Source organism: Pseudomonas sp. MF4836, assembly GCF_002018875.1.
Taxonomy (GTDB): Bacteria; Pseudomonadota; Gammaproteobacteria; order Pseudomonadales; family Pseudomonadaceae; genus Aquipseudomonas.
The window spans coordinates 709,045-726,273 of record NZ_MVOL01000003.1 but is presented as its reverse complement, the minus strand read 5'-3'; the positions used below and the strand labels follow the sequence as shown (position 1 = coordinate 726,273).

The 17,229-nt window shown below is 63.9% G+C and carries 16 protein-coding genes; 3 read left to right on the top strand and 13 right to left on the bottom strand.

The genetic code is table 11. The features are described from left to right. Positions 1-471 precede the first annotated feature (471 nt). Genes MF4836_RS10080 through MF4836_RS10065 form a run of 4 tightly spaced genes read right to left on the bottom strand, consistent with a single transcriptional unit; the run spans position 472 to position 3,436 of the window. Complete coding sequence (locus MF4836_RS10080; RefSeq protein ID WP_078470232.1) at positions 472-1,086, bottom strand: TPM domain-containing protein; 615 nt, start codon at positions 1,084-1,086, stop codon at positions 472-474. A gap of 29 nt (positions 1,087-1,115) precedes the next feature. Next, positions 1,116-1,889 carry a TPM domain-containing protein gene (locus MF4836_RS35955; protein WP_078470206.1) on the bottom strand — a complete coding sequence of 258 codons (774 nt, stop codon included), beginning with the start codon at positions 1,887-1,889 and terminating at the stop codon, positions 1,116-1,118. 27 nt (positions 1,890-1,916) lie between these two features. After that, positions 1,917-2,828 (bottom strand): TPM domain-containing protein, encoded by a 912-nt coding sequence (locus tag MF4836_RS10070; protein ID WP_078470205.1) that lies wholly within the window; start codon positions 2,826-2,828, stop codon positions 1,917-1,919. Further along, positions 2,828-3,436 carry a LemA family protein gene (locus MF4836_RS10065; RefSeq protein WP_078470204.1) on the bottom strand — a complete coding sequence of 203 codons (609 nt, stop codon included), beginning with the start codon at positions 3,434-3,436 and terminating at the stop codon, positions 2,828-2,830. Before MF4836_RS10065 ends, MF4836_RS10070 begins: the two co-directional genes overlap by 1 nt. A gap of 238 nt (positions 3,437-3,674) precedes the next feature. Here MF4836_RS10065 and bglX point away from each other — a divergent pair, with 238 nt between their 5' ends. Then, positions 3,675-5,996 (top strand): beta-glucosidase BglX, encoded by a 2,322-nt coding sequence (bglX, locus tag MF4836_RS10060; RefSeq protein ID WP_078470203.1) that lies wholly within the window; start codon positions 3,675-3,677, stop codon positions 5,994-5,996. Between the two features lie 103 nt (positions 5,997-6,099). On the opposite strand, the gene MF4836_RS10055 is transcribed toward bglX, so the two are convergent. From MF4836_RS10055 to MF4836_RS10015, 9 genes are all read right to left on the bottom strand, one after another. Further along, entirely contained in the window at positions 6,100-7,257 is a 1,158-nt protein-coding gene (locus MF4836_RS10055; protein ID WP_078470202.1) for a phospholipase D-like domain-containing protein, read from the bottom strand. 1 nt (position 7,258) lies between these two features. After that, positions 7,259-7,849, bottom strand: coding sequence for a YceI family protein (locus MF4836_RS10050; protein WP_078470201.1), 591 nt, complete (start codon positions 7,847-7,849; stop codon positions 7,259-7,261). A gap of 171 nt (positions 7,850-8,020) precedes the next feature. Next, entirely contained in the window at positions 8,021-8,791 is a 771-nt protein-coding gene (locus MF4836_RS10045) for an IclR family transcriptional regulator (RefSeq protein ID WP_078470200.1), read from the bottom strand. Positions 8,792-8,876: 85 nt separating this feature from the next. Further along, positions 8,877-10,343, bottom strand: a complete 1,467-nt coding sequence (locus MF4836_RS10040; protein WP_078470231.1) for an amidase — start codon at positions 10,341-10,343, stop codon at positions 8,877-8,879. Then, positions 10,343-11,653, bottom strand: coding sequence for a citrate-proton symporter (locus tag MF4836_RS10035; RefSeq protein WP_078470199.1), 1,311 nt, complete (start codon positions 11,651-11,653; stop codon positions 10,343-10,345). The genes MF4836_RS10040 and MF4836_RS10035 overlap by 1 nt, the downstream gene beginning before the upstream one ends. A 96-nt stretch (positions 11,654-11,749) precedes the next feature. Beyond that, positions 11,750-12,925 carry a M20 aminoacylase family protein gene (locus MF4836_RS10030; RefSeq protein ID WP_078470198.1) on the bottom strand — a complete coding sequence of 392 codons (1,176 nt, stop codon included), beginning with the start codon at positions 12,923-12,925 and terminating at the stop codon, positions 11,750-11,752. Between the two features lie 157 nt (positions 12,926-13,082). Beyond that, complete coding sequence (locus tag MF4836_RS10025) at positions 13,083-13,409, bottom strand: amidase (protein ID WP_078470197.1); 327 nt, start codon at positions 13,407-13,409, stop codon at positions 13,083-13,085. After that, a complete protein-coding gene (locus MF4836_RS10020; RefSeq protein ID WP_078470196.1) occupies positions 13,406-14,506 on the bottom strand; it encodes a serine hydrolase domain-containing protein in 1,101 nt (366 codons plus the stop codon). The genes MF4836_RS10025 and MF4836_RS10020 overlap by 4 nt, the downstream gene beginning before the upstream one ends. A 66-nt stretch (positions 14,507-14,572) precedes the next feature. After that, a complete protein-coding gene (locus MF4836_RS10015) occupies positions 14,573-15,466 on the bottom strand; it encodes an acyl-CoA dehydrogenase family protein (RefSeq protein ID WP_078470195.1) in 894 nt (297 codons plus the stop codon). 141 nt (positions 15,467-15,607) lie between these two features. Between MF4836_RS10015 and olsB the strand changes: the two genes are divergently transcribed. After that, positions 15,608-16,363 (top strand): L-ornithine N(alpha)-acyltransferase, encoded by a 756-nt coding sequence (olsB, locus tag MF4836_RS10010; RefSeq protein WP_078470194.1) that lies wholly within the window; start codon positions 15,608-15,610, stop codon positions 16,361-16,363. Further along, the gene (locus MF4836_RS10005) at positions 16,363-17,157 is read left to right on the top strand and encodes a lysophospholipid acyltransferase family protein (protein WP_078470193.1); all 795 of its coding nucleotides are present in this window, start codon (positions 16,363-16,365) and stop codon (positions 17,155-17,157) included. The genes olsB and MF4836_RS10005 overlap by 1 nt, the downstream gene beginning before the upstream one ends. Positions 17,158-17,229 lie beyond the last annotated feature (72 nt).

The following is a 17,229-nucleotide window of genomic DNA, read 5'->3' as shown; positions in this document are numbered from 1 at the left end:
TAACCGATACGGACAACTCGGGTTCGAGTAGCGACAACCAGGAAAGGCCGCCGCGCAATGGATGGGGCCAGCGGCGGCAACCGCTCAACGACGCCCTGCGGAGCACAGGATAACGACTACACTTATTCCGCTCTAATATTATTTTTTACTTTTATATTCAAATATCGAATAAGAAAAGATGTGTTTCCTGCTTGTTACAACACAGAAAAAAGTCGGCAGATATAGGTTTGAATCCAGGCCATGCCGGATGGCGACATTCAAATGTGGGAAGAAGTGCCTGAACTCGGGGACTACTATTTTTACTACTTTAGTCGTAATTAACGGCATTACACCGGCCTGAAAAGCATTGCACTTTTATCAGCCTGGCAACCGGCAATAGCCCGCCTGTCAGGAACTATTGCCGTTTAATCAATGCTTACTGCAAACAACCCCCGCCTACTACTTTCGAACCATTAACCACCGACAACCGACTCAACCCAGCACCACCAGGCGATTGGGCAGCTCATTACGCACCTGGGTCACCGGCACGTGGACCTTGAGCAATTCGCCGCAAGCGTCGATGCAGTTGATAAAGCCTTGCAAGGTCTGGCCCTGCTTCACCTGCTGAGTGAAGGCTGCCACCAGCGGCGCCCAGGTCTGATCAGGCAGGCGCCGGGAGATTCCTTCATCCACCAGGATCTCCACGTAGCGCTCGGCCTCGCAGACGAAAATCAGCACCCCGGTGCTGCCCACGGTGTGGTGCAGGTTCTGCTCGAGAAATTGCCGGCGGGCCAGGTTCGACGCGCGCCAGTGGCGGACCGAGCGCGGAATCAGGCGGGTGGTGACCTTGGGAATGCGAAACACCAGGCACAGCACAATAAAGGTCGCCCATTGCGTCAGAAGCAAGGTGTAGGTGCCCATCCAGCCGAACAGGTGGATGACCCCGGGCACGATCAGCGCCAACAGGCTGGCCCAGAGCAGCGGAATATAGGCGTAATCATCAGCGCGGGCGGCGAGCACGGTCACCAGCTCGGCATCGGTCTGCTGCTCGACCCGGGCAATCGCCTCGGCGACCTGCCGTTGTTCGTATTCACTCAGTAATGCCATGTCGTCCAATACTCGCTGATTATTGTTGGTTACCAACCGCCCGACGCGCCACCGCCGCCAAAGCTGCCGCCCCCGCCACTGAAACCGCCGCCGCTTGAGCCGCCACCCGAACCGCCGCTGAACCCGCCGCTGCTTGAGCCGCCGCTGGAACCTCCTCGGCCACCGCCGCTGGGCAAGATCCCGAGGAACTGCAAAACCATCAGCGCGAGGATAAACAGCATCACCAGGAAGATGAAAAAGAACGAGTGCCGCTCGACAAAATCCTTGTCACTGACGCCGTCATCGGAGCCCGAGTCATAGGCAGTGCTCGCCTGCTCCAGCGGCGTACCGCCCAGCACCAGCAACATGGCGGCCACACCGTCCTTGATGCCTTTGCTGAAGTCGCCGGCCTTGAACGCGGGCGTGATCACCTGGTTGATGATCACCGAGGCCTGCGCGTCCGTCAGCCGGTCCTCCAGGCCGTAGCCCACCTCGATGCGCAGCTTGCGTTCGTCGCGGGCCACGATCAGCAGCGCGCCGTTGTTCTTGTCCTTCTGGCCGATGCCCCAATGGCGCCCCAGCAAGTAGCCAAAGTCCTCGATCCGGGCGCCCTGCAGGTTGGGCACAGTCACCACCACCAACTGCTCGCGGGTGGCCTGTTCGTGGGCTTGCAGCTCCTGGGTCAGGAACGCTCGAACCGCCGGCTCGATCAGTTGCGCGTCGTCCACCACCCGACCGCTCAACTCCGGGAACTTCAGCTCGGCCCGGGCCGTCACCGCCAGCACCCAGAGCAACAGCACCAGGCTCACTTTAATTGCTCGCATCAGCACCTCGTCCTTTCGTGATCGCCGTTACCAACTGCCGGACGCTCCGCCACCGCCAAAACTGCCGCCGCCGGAGCGCAGGCTGTCGCCGCTGTCGCTGGAACCTGCCGAACCGCTTGAGCCCTCATAGCTGCCCGTACTGGCAGAAGCGCTGTCACGGCTGCTGCTGTTCGAAGAACGCCTGGAGACGCCCGGTTGATACTTGCCCCGGACAAACTCGATATCCACCACCTGACGCAACAACAGAAACAGCAACCCGAGGACCACCGCCAGCAAGCCAAACAGGAAAAAATCCTCGCGGCGCTCGCTCTTGAGCTGCTCCTGGTAGGTTTCGACCCTGGCCATCGCTGGCCGACCCAAGGTGTCCAGAATAGCCTGGGTCCCGTTGATGATCCCCTGGGCGAACTCGCCCCGGGCAAAGTCCTGACCCATGCCGGCAATAATCTGCGAAGCCAGGGCATCGGTCAGCAGGCCCTCAAGCCCGTAGCCCACCTCGATGCGCATCTTGCGCTCGGCGCGGGCGACGATCAGCAGCACGCCATTGTTCAGGCCCCGCTGGCCAAGGCCCCAATGCCGCCCCAGTTGCACGCCGAACGCTTCAATGCTATTGCCGCGCAGGCTGTCGAGGGTGACCACCACCACTTGGTCGCCGGTACGCTGTTCATGGGCCGCGAGCAACGGCGTCAGGTAGCGGATGCTGGTGGAGCCGAGCATGCCTGCGCCATCCACCACCCGCCCGCTCAACTCGGGAAACAGGCTTTCCAGGGGCGCAGGCGTTTCATCCCGTGGCGCCGGCTCGGGCACCGGTTCAGGAGCGGCCTTGCGCAAATACAGCCCCGGTTTTTTGCCCGGGGCCTCAAGTTCGGCAGCGATTGCACCACTGGTCAGCAGCGCCAGCGCCAGCAGCACACCGTGCAGCACGCGCGGCAAGCGGCCCATCAGAATTTGACTTGCGGTGCTTTGTCGGCGTCGGGGCTGGTGGCCTCGAAGGTTTCACGAATCGGCAGGTCGCTGTACATCATGCTGTGCCACAGGCGGCCGGGGAATGTACGGATCTCGGTGTTGTACTTCTGCACCGCCAGGATGAAGTCGCGACGGGCCACGGCAATGCGGTTTTCCGTGCCTTCGAGCTGGGATTGCAGGGCCAGGAAGTTCTGGTTGGCCTTGAGATCCGGATAGCGCTCGGAGACCACCATCAGCCGGCTGAGTGCACCGCTCAACTGATCCTGGGCCTGCTGGAATTGCTTGAGTTTTTCCGGGTTGTCCAGGGTCGAGGCATCGACCTGGATCGAGGTCGCCTTGGATCGCGCCTCGATCACCGCGGTCAGGGTGTCTTCCTCGTGCTTGGCGTAACCCTTGACGGTCTCCACCAGGTTGGGAATCAGGTCGGCGCGACGCTGGTACTGGTTCTGCACCTGGCCCCAGTCGGCTTTTACCTGCTCATCGAGGGTCGGAATGTTGTTGATGCCGCAGCCACTGAGCAGGCTGGAGAGCAGCAACAAGACGGCGACGGGCCAGGTCGAACGCAGGCGTTGGGTGATGTTCATGGGTGGGGCTCCTTGCACAACCTGATTGAGATGAAGCTTTTGCCCGGTTTCACACATCCTGTGGGCAAAAACTGCCTGCGCCACTGGAATGCATCGGGCTGATGGGCTAAAAGATGCCCAGCGCAAAAAAGAGTTCAGAAGTGTGCGGCATTTATCCGAACAACAATAGGCGCTCCCTAAATTTCGGCTGTTCGACCCGTCTCACCGGTGTCGGCTTTAGCCCTTGAGAACAATATTCATGAAGAAGCTGTGTTTGCTGGGCCTGTTGATCAGCCTGGCCAGTCACCCCGTATTGGCCGCGACCTCGGTGGCCACCGTGCAAAACCAGCCGGCCCAGGGCGCGGCCTTGCAAGACAAGGACGCCTTTGTCGCCAACCTGCTGCAGCAGATGACCCTCGACGAAAAGATCGGCCAGTTGCGCCTGATCAGCATCGGCCCGGAAATGCCCCGCGAGCTGATCCGCAAGGAAATCGCCGCCGGCCGTATCGGTGGCACGTTCAACTCCATCACCCGCCCGGAAAACCGGCCGATGCAGGACGCAGCCATGCGCAGCCGGCTGAAGATCCCGATGTTCTTCGCCTATGACGTGATCCACGGCCACCGGACCATCTTCCCCATCAGCCTGGCCCTGGCCTCGAGCTGGGACATGGAGGCCATTGGCCTGTCCGGGCGCATTGCCGCCCAGGAAGCCAGCGCCGACAGCCTGGACATCACCTTCGCGCCGATGGTCGATATCTCCCGCGACCCGCGCTGGGGCCGGACTTCCGAAGGCTTCGGCGAAGACACCTACCTGGTCTCGCGCATTGCCAAGGTGATGGTCAAGGCCTACCAGGGCGTGAGCCCGAACGCCGCCGACAGCATCATGGCCAGCGTCAAGCACTTCGCCCTGTACGGCGCGGTGGAAGGTGGGCGCGACTACAACATCGTCGACATGAGCCCGGTCAAGATGTACCAGGACTACCTGCCGCCGTACCGTGCCGCGATCGACGCCGGGGCCGGTGGGGTGATGGTCGCGCTGAACTCGATCAACGGCGTGCCGGCCACTTCCAACATGTGGCTGATGCAGGACCTGTTGCGCAAGGAATGGGGCTTCAAGGGCCTGGCGGTCAGCGACCACGGCGCGATCATCGAACTGATCCGCCACGGCGTGGCCAAGGACGGACGTGAAGCCGCGAAGCTGGCGATCAAGGCCGGCATCGACATGAGCATGAATGACTCGCTGTATGGCAAGGAACTGCCGGGGCTGCTCAAGTCCGGGGAAATCGCCCAGAGCGATATCGACAACGCGGTGCGCGAGGTACTCGGTGCCAAGTACGACATGGGCCTGTTCAAGGACCCGTACCTGCGCATCGGCAAGGCCGAGGATGACCCGGCCGACACCAATGCCGAAAGCCGCCTGCACCGCAGCGAAGCCCGTGATGTGGCTCGCCGCAGCCTGGTGCTGCTGAAGAACCGCAACGAAACCCTGCCCCTGGCCAAGACCGCAAAAATCGCCCTGGTCGGCCCGCTGGCCAAGGCGCCGATCGACATGATGGGCAGCTGGGCCGCCGCTGGCGTGCCGGCACAATCGGTGACCCTGTTCGACGGCATGAGCCGCGCCCTGGGCGACAAGGCGACCCTGACCTACGCTCGCGGCTCGAACATCACCGCCGACAAGAAGGTGGTCGACTACCTCAACTTCCTCAACTTCGACGCACCGGAAGTGGTGGACGATCCACGCTCGGCGCAACAGATGATCGACGAAGCGGTGAAAGCCGCCCAGGCCTCGGACGTGGTCGTAGCCGCCGTGGGCGAGTCGCGGGGCATGTCCCACGAATCGTCGAGCCGCACCGACCTGCACATTCCGGCCAGCCAGCGTGAGCTGATCAAGGCCCTCAAGGCCACCGGCAAACCCCTGGTGCTGGTGCTGATGAACGGCCGTCCGCTGTCGTTGCTGGATGAAAACGAACAGGCCGACGCGATCCTGGAAACCTGGTTCAGCGGCACCGAAGGCGGCAATGCGATTGCCGACGTGCTATTCGGCGACTACAACCCGTCGGGCAAGCTGCCGATCACCTTCCCGCGCTCGGTCGGACAGATCCCGACCTACTACAACCACCTGACCATCGGCCGGCCGTTTACCCCAGGCAAGCCGGGCAACTACACCTCGCAGTATTTCGATGACACCACCGGGCCGCTGTTCCCGTTCGGCTATGGCCTGAGCTACACCAGCTTCAGCCTGTCGGACATGGCCTTGTCCTCCACCACCCTGAACAAGAGCGGCAAGCTCGACGCCAGCGTGACGGTGAAAAACAACGGCAAGCGCGACGGTGAGACCGTGGTGCAGCTGTATATCCAGGACGTGGCGGGATCGATGATCCGGCCGATCAAGGAACTGAAGAACTTCCAGAAAATCATGCTCAAGGCCGGTGAAGAGAAAGCCATTCACTTCACCATCACCGAGGACGACCTGAAGTTCTACAACGCCCAACTCAAGTACGCGGCCGAACCGGGTGACTTCAACGTGCAGATCGGCCTGGACTCACAGGACGTCAAACAACAGAGCTTCGAACTGCTCTGACTCTGTAGCCGCTGCCGCCAGGCTCGGGCCGCGTTCGGACGCTGGCCCGAAAGGGCGCCGCGATAATCCGGAGTGGGCACCGTGTTATTCGCAGGCAACGTGCTCAACTCCGACGATTGAGCATATTGACCACCAGCCGGTCGACCCAGCCCCAGATGCGTTGCTTGATACGGCGCCATAGCGGTCGCTGCTTCCAGGCTTCGAGGCTGACTTCCTGGCTCTGGGCAAAGTCGGCCTCGAAACTCGCGGTCACCGCCCCGGTCAGTGGCGGGTCCAGGGCCTCGAGGTTGGCTTCCAGGTTGAAGCGCAGGTTCCAGTGGTCGAAGTTGCAGGAACCAATGCTCACCCAGTCATCCACCAGCACCATCTTCAGGTGCAGGAAACACGGCTGATACTCGAAAATCTTCACCCCCGCCTTGAGCAACCTCGGGTAGTAGCGATGCCCGGCGTAGCGCACCGAAGGGTGATCAGTCCGTGGCCCGGTCAGCAGCAGCCGCACGTCGACACCCCGCGCCGCCGCCCGCCGCAACGAACGGCGCACCGACCAGGTCGGCAGGAAATACGGAGTCGCCAGCCAGATCCGCCGCTGGCCGCTGTTCAGGGCACGAATCAACGAATGCAAAATATCCCGATGCTGACGGGCATCGGCGTAGGCCACCCGGCCCATGCCCTCGCCCTGCGCCGGGACTTTCGGCAAGCGCTGCAAACCGAAGTTCGCGGCGGGTTTCCAGGCGGTGCGGTGGGGGTTGGCGAGCCACTGTCGATCGAACAGGATCTGCCAGTCGAGCACCAACGGGCCGACGATCTCGACCATGACTTCATGCCACTCGCTGTGATCGGCCTCCGGGTCCCAGAACTCATCGGTGACCCCGGTGCCGCCCACCACTGCCAGGGACTGGTCGACCAGCAGCAGCTTGCGGTGATCGCGATACAGGTTGCGGCCACCCCGGCGCCAGCTCAGGCGATTGTAGAAACGCAACTCAACCCCGGCCCCGGTCAGGCGCTGACGCAAGCGCAGGGTAAAGGCCAGGCTGCCGTAGTCATCGAACAGGCAGCGCACCCGTACCCCACGTTCGGCGGCGTGCACCAGGGCCTGGACCATGGCTTCGGCGCAGGCCCCCGCTTCCACCAGGTACAACTCCAGCTCGACCTGCTCGGTGGCACGATCGATGGCCGCCAGCATCCGCGGAAAGAAACGCGGGCCGTCGATCAGCAACTCGAAACGGTTGCCTTCACGCCAGGGAAACACCGCGCCGACCATGTCAGCGCGCCGTGAAGATCAGTACCGCACCCACCGGTACCGACAAACTGATGGCCGACAAGCCCGCGGCCTTGCGCAAGGTTTCGACGCCCGGCGCCAGCTTGAAGTCTTCGGCATCGAGCACCAGCGGCTCCAGGGTCACCACCTGAAACCGCCGATCATCCAGGCGCGTCGCCAGCAACTCGGCGTTGTAGGTGTGCTGCTGGCCATGCAAGTCGACGGTCACCGGCAGCAGCAGCTCGATCTGCGCCCCGGGCGCCAGGTCCTTGATCGGTTGCAGATTGAGCTGGGCGCTGATCGCCGCTTCGGGGTAGGCCTTGATCTCGAACAGCTCTTTGCGCACGCGCTCGTCGCGCAGCGGGATGGCGCTGTTGACCGACTCCAGCTCGACCTGCAACTGGGCCTTGCCCTGTTCATCGACCTTGCCGTGCAGCACGAGAAAGCGCTGCACCTCGGCAATACTGGAGTTCTTGGTGCTGACGAACGACAGGCGGGAAGACTCGTTATCCAGGTACCAGTCGGCGTGGGCCGGCACGGCCGCGCACGCCATTAACAGCAAGGCCAGGGCTTTGGGGAAGGACGGGTTGAACATAAACACTCATGGGCAGATAAACCTGAGCCGAACCTTAGCCTGCTTGAATGGCCTTGCAAACAGCAGAATGCTTCCCGTGCCCTGGCAGCGAGCATTGATGCGCAAACGCAGACCCAAGCGGCTTCTTTTCGAACAGACCGGCAGCCTTCCAGGGCACGCACTCACCGGCGCTCAGGCCAATACCCGTTGCACATCGTCAACGGTGGCCGCGAGGCTGGCCATGTGCAAGCTCAACACCCGCTCCACCGGTGCCTGATCCATCGGCCAATGCAGGGCCATACTGCCCACCAGCCGACCTTCGGCCCAAATCGGAAGCGCCACCGCGCGAATCAGGAACGGCAGGCGCACCGGGTACTCCCAATAACCTTCGGTACGCTGGCCAAACCCCTGGTGCTGCGACTGCTCGCAGGCCTGGTACTGATCTTCCAGGGGCACTTGCTCGCGGGCAGCAAGGCGCTCGACTTGCTGCGGCTCCAGTGCGGCCAGGCAGGCCTTGCCCATGGCCGAATGAAACAGGCTCGAATAATGCCCGACGATCTGACAGTTGTTCGGGTAGCGCTTGCGCAACACCGTCGGAATCGAGCTTTCCATGACCTCCAGCCGCTCGCCGTCAAAACACGACAGGTCAGTCACCAGGCCGGTGCGCTCGCTCAGCTCCTGCAACCAGGGCGCGGCCTGCTCCACCATGTGCCGCTTGAAACGCAGCTGGCTGTCACCAAACAGGCGCTTGGCGCTCAGTCGGTAACGCCGGTCGCTGAGCCCACGATAGATCCAGCCTTGCTCCTGCAAGGTCAACAACATGCGCGAAGCGGTGGCCTTGGGCAGCCCGGTCAGGTAGTGCAGCTCTTCAAGCCCCAGGGCCTGATGCAGCCCCAGCAGTTCGAGGATCGCCAAGGCGCGCTCGACCGAACGTACGCTACCGCTTTCTACCTTGCTGGCCATGTTCGGACCTCCCTGGAACCTGATAGGTAAGCCATTGATGCAGCAAGATGCGGGCCCACCGAGCGGCGTGGGTCGTGCGCTGCGGTTACAGCAGATTGCCAGGCCGGCGACGCTGGACCCAGCGGGTCAGTTGTTCATGGGCGAAGGCCAGTTGCAGCACCGCACGATCAGCCTGGGCCGGGCCAATGATCTGCATGCCCATGGGCAACCCGGTCGAATTGAAGCCCACCGGCACGCTGATGCTCGGCAAGCCGGCCAGGGTCGGGCCGATCACCACCTCCATCCAACGGTGGTAAGTGTCCATGGACTGCCCCCCGACGACGCTCGGCCATGGCTGGCGTGCATCGAAAGGGAACACTTGGGCCGAGGGCAGCAATAGAAAATCGTAACGCTCGAACAAATGGCTCAAGGCCCGGTACCAGTCACTGCGGGTCTGCGAGGCTTGGTAAACCTCGGCCCCGCTCAAGGCCATGGCACCTTCGATCTCCCATTGCGCCTCAGGCTTGAGCCGCTCGCGCTTCGCCGGGTCGGCATACAACGCCCCGATCGCCCCCTGGACCAACCAATGGCGATGCACCAGCCAGCACTGCCAAAGCTGCGCCATGGAAAAAGCCGGCTGGCAGGCCTCGACCTCGCACCCCAGCTCGGCAAAATCCGCCAAGGCCGTTTCACACAGACCCAGGACGCCATCGTCCATGGCCAGATACCCCTGGTAGTCACCCAGCCAACCCAGGCGCACGCCGTCGAAATCACGAGTCAACGGCTGACTGAACACACTGGCGTCTTCCTTGAGCGACAGCGGTACCCGTGGGTCGAACCCGGCCTGGGTACCGAGCAAGCGGGCGAGATCAGACACACTGCGCGCCATCGGTCCCTCGGTGGACAGTTGCTGCACGAACAGCTCCGGCGCCGGGCCGTGGGGGACCCGACCGTGGGACGGGCGCAGGCCGAAGACATTATTGAAGGCCGCCGGGTTGCGCAGCGAACCCATCATGTCGCTGCCATCGGCCACCGGCAGCATGCGCATGGCCAGGGCCACCGCCGCCCCGCCGCTGCTGCCGCCGGCACTGAGCGTCGGGTCGTAGGCGTTGCCGGTGGTGCCGAACAGCGGGTTGTAGGTGTGCGAACCCAAACCGAATTCCGGCACATTGCTCTTGCCCACCAACAGCGCCCCGCTCGCACGTACCCGTTCGACACTGATGGCGTCATGGGCAGGAATCTGCTCGGCGAACAGCGGCGAACCCAGGCTGGTGCGCAGCCCAGCGGTCGCCGCCAGGTCCTTGATCGCCTGGGGCATGCCGTGCATCCAGCCCAGGGATTGGCCCCGAGCCAACTGCCGATCGCGCTGATCGGCTTCGGCCAGCAGCACCTGCGGCTCACGCAAGGACACCAGGGCATTGACCTGCGGGTTGAAGCGTTCGATCTGTGCCAGATAGGCCAGCATCACCTCGCGACAGGAAACCTGCCGGGCATGAATCGCCTGCGACAGCGCCAGGGCGTCCAGCTCGACGATCGGGTTGTGCCAGGGTCCAGGGTGCTCGGTGGTCTTGATCAAGGTTCGACTCCATAGGTCAGTACGCCGGGTTTCTTTACCCTGGGGGTTTCCTGCAGGCAGTAGGTGCCCAACAAGGTCAGCAGGCAGGCGAACAGCACATAGAAAGCCGGCGCCACCGGCGTGCCCAGGACCTTGCTGAGCCAGGTCACGATCAACGGCGCGAACCCGCCAAAGACCATGACCGCCACGTTATAGGCCACCGATACGCCCGTGGACCGCACCTCCACCGGAAACTGCTCGGCCAGGGCGGTCGGCGCCGGTCCGAAGAACCCGCCAATCGCGGTGCACAGCAGCACCTGCATCACCAGTAAGCGCTCGATCGACGGCGCCGCGGCCACCCACACATACAACGGATACACCATGACAAAAAACGCCAGGCTGAAGGCCAGCAATACCGGGCGCCGACCAAGGCGGTCCGACAGGGCACCGGACAGCGGAATCACCACGGTCATCAGCGCCACCGCCAGCATCTGCACCAGCAGCACCTGGTCCAGCGGCAAGCCGAGGTTCTTGTGGGCAAAGGTCGGCATGTTGACCAGCACCACATAGAAGGACACGGTCGAGCCACAGCACAGGCCCATGGATACCAGGATGCTGCGCCGATGATCACGCACTACCTGCATCAGGGTCGGCCCTTTGCCGCGCACTTGCCTGCGCGCCTCGATAAAGGCTTGCGGCTCGTCCATGTGCTTGCGGATCCACAACCCCACCGGGCCGATCAGCAGGCCGATCAGGAACGGCAGGCGCCAGCCCCAGAGGTCGAGTACCTCGGGCGAGAACAAACGGGTCACCAGCGCCACCATCGCCGCGCCACCGAACACCGCGAGGCATTGCCCCACCAGTTGCCATGAGCCGTACAGGCCCTTGCGATGCGCCGGCGCACTCTCCACCAGAAACGCCGTGGCGCTGGCATATTCGCCGCCGGTGGCAAAACCCTGGAGCATGCGCGCGACCACGATCAACAGCGGCGCCCCCATGCCGATGGCGGCGTAGTTGGGCGCAAAGGCGATCAGGGCAATGGACACGGTCATCAACAGGATGATCAGTTGCATCGCCGCCTTGCGCCCCTTGCGATCCGAATAGATGCCCAGGAGGATGCCGCCCACCGGGCGCATGAAGAAGCCGACACCGAAGGTCGCCAGGGCCATCAGCAGCGAGGCGTACTCATCTTCGGCGGGGAAAAACTGGCGGGCGATGATGCTGGCCAGAAAGCCGTAAACGATAAAGTCGTACCATTCCAGGGCGTTGCCGATCACGGCGGCAACCACCTGCCGGGTACGGGAAACGCTGACTGTCGAAGTGCTCATCGGGACGTTCCTTCAATGCTCGTGGGTCATGCAACCCAATCGGGAAGTGCCGGGCACTGGCAGGCACCCGGTTCAGCGGCAGAGGAAAGGAAAAGCTCAGGCCGGCTTGAGCCAGCTCTCGGCCAACGCACCCCAGTAGGCAGCGCCCGTGAGCAGGATGTCGTCGTTGAAGTCATAGCCAGGGTTGTGGACCATCGGCCGCCCCAGGCCGTTGCCGATAAACAGGTAGCTGCCGGGGCAGCGTTGCAGCATCCAGGCGAAGTCTTCGCTGCCCATCAGTTTCGGCGTATTGCCATCGACCGCCTGCTCCCCCAGCAACGCCACACCGACCTGGCGTGCGAACTCGGTTTCCGCCGGGCTGTTGACCAGCACCGGATAGGCCGGCCGGTGGTCGATGCTGGCGGTGCAGCCATAACTCTGTGCCTGGCTGCGGATGATGGCCCTGACCCGTTCGAGCATCAGCTCGCGCACCGGAGCATTCAGCGCGCGCAGGCTCAGGCGCAGCAGCGCCTGTTGCGGGATGACGTTGGCGGCTTCACCGGCCTGCAATGCCCCTACGGTCACCACGGCCGCCTCCTGGGCATCGATATTGCGTGCCACCACCGTCTGCAACGCCATGACCATGCTCGCCGCTGCCACCAACGGGTCCACCGCCAGGTGCGGCATGGAGCCGTGGCCGCCAACCCCTTCAATAGTCACGGTAAGCAGGTCCTGGGACGCCATCATCGGCCCCGGCCGAAAACCCAGGTGCCCGGCCGGCAGCCCTGGCATGTTGTGCAGGCCGAACAGCGCATCGCAGGGGAAACGCTCCAGCAAACCATCGGCCAGCATGGCCTCGGCCCCGCCCTGGCCTTCTTCGGCCGGCTGGAAAATCAGGGTCAGGGTGCCGTCGAAACGGCGGGTAGCTGCCAGGTAACGTGCAGCACCGAGCAGCATTGCCGTGTGCCCGTCATGGCCACAGGCATGCATGCAACCCTGGTGCTGGCTGCTGTAGCCGAGCCCGGTGTTTTCGATGATCGGCAAGGCGTCCATGTCGGCCCGCAGGCCCAGCCGACCGGGGCCATTGCCATTGCGCAGCACGCCGACCACGCCGGTATGGCCAACGCCGGTGTGAACCTCGAACCCCCACTCTTCCAGGAAGCGCGCCACCAGCGCGGCGGTGCGCTGCTCTTCAAAGCCCAGTTCAGGATGGGCGTGAATATCCTGGCGAATGGCGTGCAACTCACTGGCGACGTCATTGAGCCAGGCCAGGATGTGCGGGTGTCGGGTCATGCTGGGTCTCCTTGGGTCGGGTGTGTTCCCGTTCTTTTTCGGAGCGCTTCACGGCGTAGCAAGGCGTGATCACGGCTCTGCGTCAGATAACCGCGAGCCGGATCAGAGGACAATCAAATGTGGTTCCACTGGGTGGAACAGGCTTGGGTGGGGTGGTTCAGGGAGCCAGCCGGCATCCCTCGCGCTCGCCGATCCAGGCCGCGCTGTGGCTGCGTCCCAGGCCACTGGCCGTGACCCGGCGGTGCTCCGGCTCATCGACAAATTGGCTCAGGGGCAAGTATTGCCGCACGTAACCCAGGCAATAATCGGCCGGGTTCTGCATCACATAACGACAGGAGCAGTACTCCTTGGCGCTGTAGGCGCCGAGGATGTCCGGGAATGCCCGCAGCGCCAGCCGTTCATGCCAGACCCAGGCCAGCAGCGCCGCCAGCAGCAACAGCAGCAGGCTGGAAACAGGTCGGCGCCGAACCCATGAACGGCTCATGGTCGCCCCTGCCGTCCGAATGCCAGCAGGGCCCGCTTCAGCAGTTCGTTGTGCCGGTAGCTGCCATCGCGATCGTCGGCGTAGCGCACGATGACCAGGTTTTCACTGGGCACTATGTACAGCGCCTGGCCCCAGTGCCCCAGGGCGGCAAAGGTGTCGCTCGGCGCATCGGGCCAGGGTGGCGCGGCGCCTTGCACGGCGCGGTTGAGCCACCAGTGGGCACCCGGCACCGCCTCGTCCTGGTGGGCCTGGTAGCCACTGAAGGGCGTGCGACAGAATTCGACCCAGGCCTTGGGCAGCAACTGGCGCTCGCCCCACCGCCCGTCGCGCTGCATCAACAGTCCGATGCGCGCCAGGTCGCGGGCGCGCAGGTAGGCATAGGAGGAGCCGACGAACGTCCCGGCAGTATCGGTTTCCCACACCGCCTGCCTGATTCCCAGGGGGTCGAACAACGCGGTCCAGGGGTAATCGGCATAGGCGGGCGCGCCGAGCATGTTCTGCAAGGCCGCAGACAGCAGGTTGCTGTCGCCGCTGGAATAACGGAAAGCCTGCCCTGGCGCGCTGAAGGCGGCATGGCCTGCGGCGAAGGCCGCCATATCCTGATGGCCGCGGGTGTAGAGCATGGCCACCACCGAGGAGTTGAGTGGAGCGTATTCATAGTCCTCCTGCCAATCCAGGCCCGAGGCCCAATGCAGCAGGTCGGCCATGCTGATCTGCGGGTGTTGTTGCAGGGCGGGATAGAAGCTCGCGGCCTTGTCCTCCAGCTGAAAGCGCCCTTGGCCATAAGCCACGCCCAGCATCACCGCGAGCAGGCTCTTGCTGATGGACCAGGTCAGGTGCGGGGTGTTGGCGGTGGTCGGCCCGGCGTAACGTTCGTAGATGAGCTGGCCATCGCGGATCACCAGCAGGGCGTCGGTGCGAATACCGGCACGGGTCGTGTCATCCCGCGGCACGAAGGCATAGGCCTCCAGCGCATCGAGTGCCGGGCCACTGGCTGCCGGACCCTGGCTCCATTGCTCGCCGGGCCAGTGTTCGGCGCGCACCGGCACAGTGACAAGCAAGAGCAAGGTGAGCAACAGGGTCGAGCCTTTGAACATTGCAGAAAACCCGGGGCCGGAAACCTGCACAGCCTAGCCCCGGCAGATGACAGTTTCAGCAGCGCCTCAAGCCGACAGCGGCGCCAAGCCGGCCAAGGCCTTGGCCAGGCGTTTGGCCCGGGCGCCGCCGGCGATCTCAAGCACGGATTGGTCGCGGGACCACAACTGTGCCCACTCCTGGGGGCCTTCGGCAAAGGCCTGCTGGATCTGCGCCTTGAGCCCATCGAACTGAGCGAACAACCCGCCCAGCAGAATATGTGTGCTGCTGGCCGAGGGATTTTGCCGGCTGGCTTCGGCACACCCGGCGAGCAGGGCCAGGAGTTGCAATTGCAGAGCCTGCGGCCATTGGCTGTCCTGGCCGACGCCATACAGCCAGGCGCCCAGGGCGCTGAGGACATAGATGTCCTCCAGGCTGCGAAAGGGTTTGACGTAGGCATCCCAGCCATCGCCGGCCAGCCGTTCGCAGAGCGCGTGTTCGAGGTGCAGGCGACCGTGGCTGATGTCGGGCATCAGCGGCAGGGGTGGGAGCTTTTCCACGCTGACCCCAGGCTCGCCGGCGTAGACCACCGCCAGGCTCAGGCGCGGATCTTCGCCCGGTGCTTCGCTGCGCGCGGCAATCAGCAGCCAGTCGGCGGCATCGCCTGCGGTGACGAAATCCTTGCGCCCGCTCAGGCGCAGATCCGCCAGCCGGGTCTGCATGTCCGCCGCGCGCAGGCTGCGCTGCTCGGTGGCGCACAAGGCGCCCAGGCTCGGCGGCGCGCTGGGCCAGAGCGCGCGCAACGCGGCTTGGTAACCCACCAGAAACGCCAGCCCCGGGCTGCTCATCAAGCGCCCGCCGCGCAGCGCCAGGTCGAACGGGGTGACCGGGCCCAGGTGCTCCAGCAGCGCGGCGTAACCCTCCGCCAGGTCCGGGTTGGCCGGCAGTCGTTCGCGGCAGTTGAGCAGGTCTGACCAAGGCATGGGGGGGCTCCTTCTGGGCTGTCATATAAGCATCACCAAAGCTTAATGGCGATGACACCGGGGCTACATAGCCTGACTTTGCACAACAAAGTCGATCGGCTGCAACCCAAGGCGGGTCAGCGGCCCGCACGGAGATTCACAATGACTCAGATCGCCCGCATCAGCGACACCGGCAGTGAACGCCGCCTGCAAGCCGAACGTCTGGTCGGCGCCCACGCCCTGCAAGAAGCCCAGGCGCTGCGCTTCACCGTCTTCAGCGGCGAGTTCAACGCCAAGCTCAAGGGCGCGGAATTGGGTCTGGACATGGATGACTATGACGTCCACTGCAGCCATATCGGTGTGCGTGACCTGAACACCGGGCGCCTGGTCGCCACCACTCGCCTGCTCGACCACCAGGCCGCCAGCAGCCTGGGGCGCTTTTACAGCGAAGAGGAATTCAGCCTGCACGGGCTGGTGCATCTAAAGGGCCCGATCCTCGAAATCGGTCGCACCTGTGTCGACCCGGCCTACCGCAACGGCGGCACCATTGCCGTGCTCTGGGGCGAGTTGGCCGAAGTGCTCAACCAGGGCGGCTACAGCTACCTGATGGGCTGCGCCAGCATCCCGATGCAGGACGGCGGCGTGCAGGCCCACGCCATCATGCAACGCCTGCGCGAGCGCTACCTGTGCACCGAACACCTGCGTGCCGAACCGAAAAAACCGCTGCCGAGCCTCGATATCCCGTCCAACGTGATCGCTGAAATGCCGCCGCTGCTCAAGGCCTACATGCGCCTGGGCGCGAAGATCTGCGGCGAGCCGTGCTGGGACGAAGACTTCCAGGTCGCCGACGTGTTTATCCTGCTCAAGCGCGACGAGTTGTGCCCCCGCTACGCCCGGCACTTCAAGGCGGCCGTGTAATGAGCCGGCTACGGGTCTACGGGCGGATTGCCCGGGTGCTGCTGGTGGTCGCGCTGGGCTTGAGCATGGCCACCGTGTTTGGCTTGTTCGAACGCCTGGGCGTGGCCAATTCCATGGTTCGGCGCCAGCGCTGGTCGCGCTTCTTCATGGCCCGCCTGAGCAACGCCCTGCCCTTTGAAATCACGGTACACGGCGAGGTGCCGCGGCAGCCGATGCTGTGGGTCAGCAACCACGTGTCCTGGACTGATATCCCGTTGCTCGGCGCGCTGAACCCGTTGTCATTCCTGTCCAAGGCCGAAGTGCGGACCTGGCCGGTGGCGGGCTGGCTCGCGGCCAAGGCCGGCAGCCTGTTTATCCGCCGTGGCGCGGGCGACAGCCAGTTGATCCGCAAGCAGATGACCCGGCACCTGCAGCAGCAACATCCGCTGTTGATGTTCCCTGAAGGCACCACCACCGATGGCCGTGGCCTGCGCACCTTTCACGGGCGTTTGCTGGCCAGTGCCATCGACGCCGACGTGGCGCTGCAGCCGGTGGCCATTCGTTACCTGCGCGACGGGCAGATTGACTCTCTGGCACCGTTTATCGGCGATGACGATCTGCTCTCGCACCTGATGCGCCTGTTTGCCAACGACCAGGGCCAGGTCGAAATCCACCTGCTCAAACCCATTGCCTGTCGCGGCCAGGAACGCGCGGCGCTGGCCTTCCAGGCGCAGCAGGCGGTGCAGAAGGCGCTGTTTGGCGAGGTGCCCAAGGGCGTTGAGGTTGGACGCGGCGAGGAATGGGTGGCGGCCTGAGGAATTGGTTTTTAGCGCGCCAGCCCAGTGCATCGCCAGCAAGCGCCTTCGTCACAGGACGCTTCCTGGGAA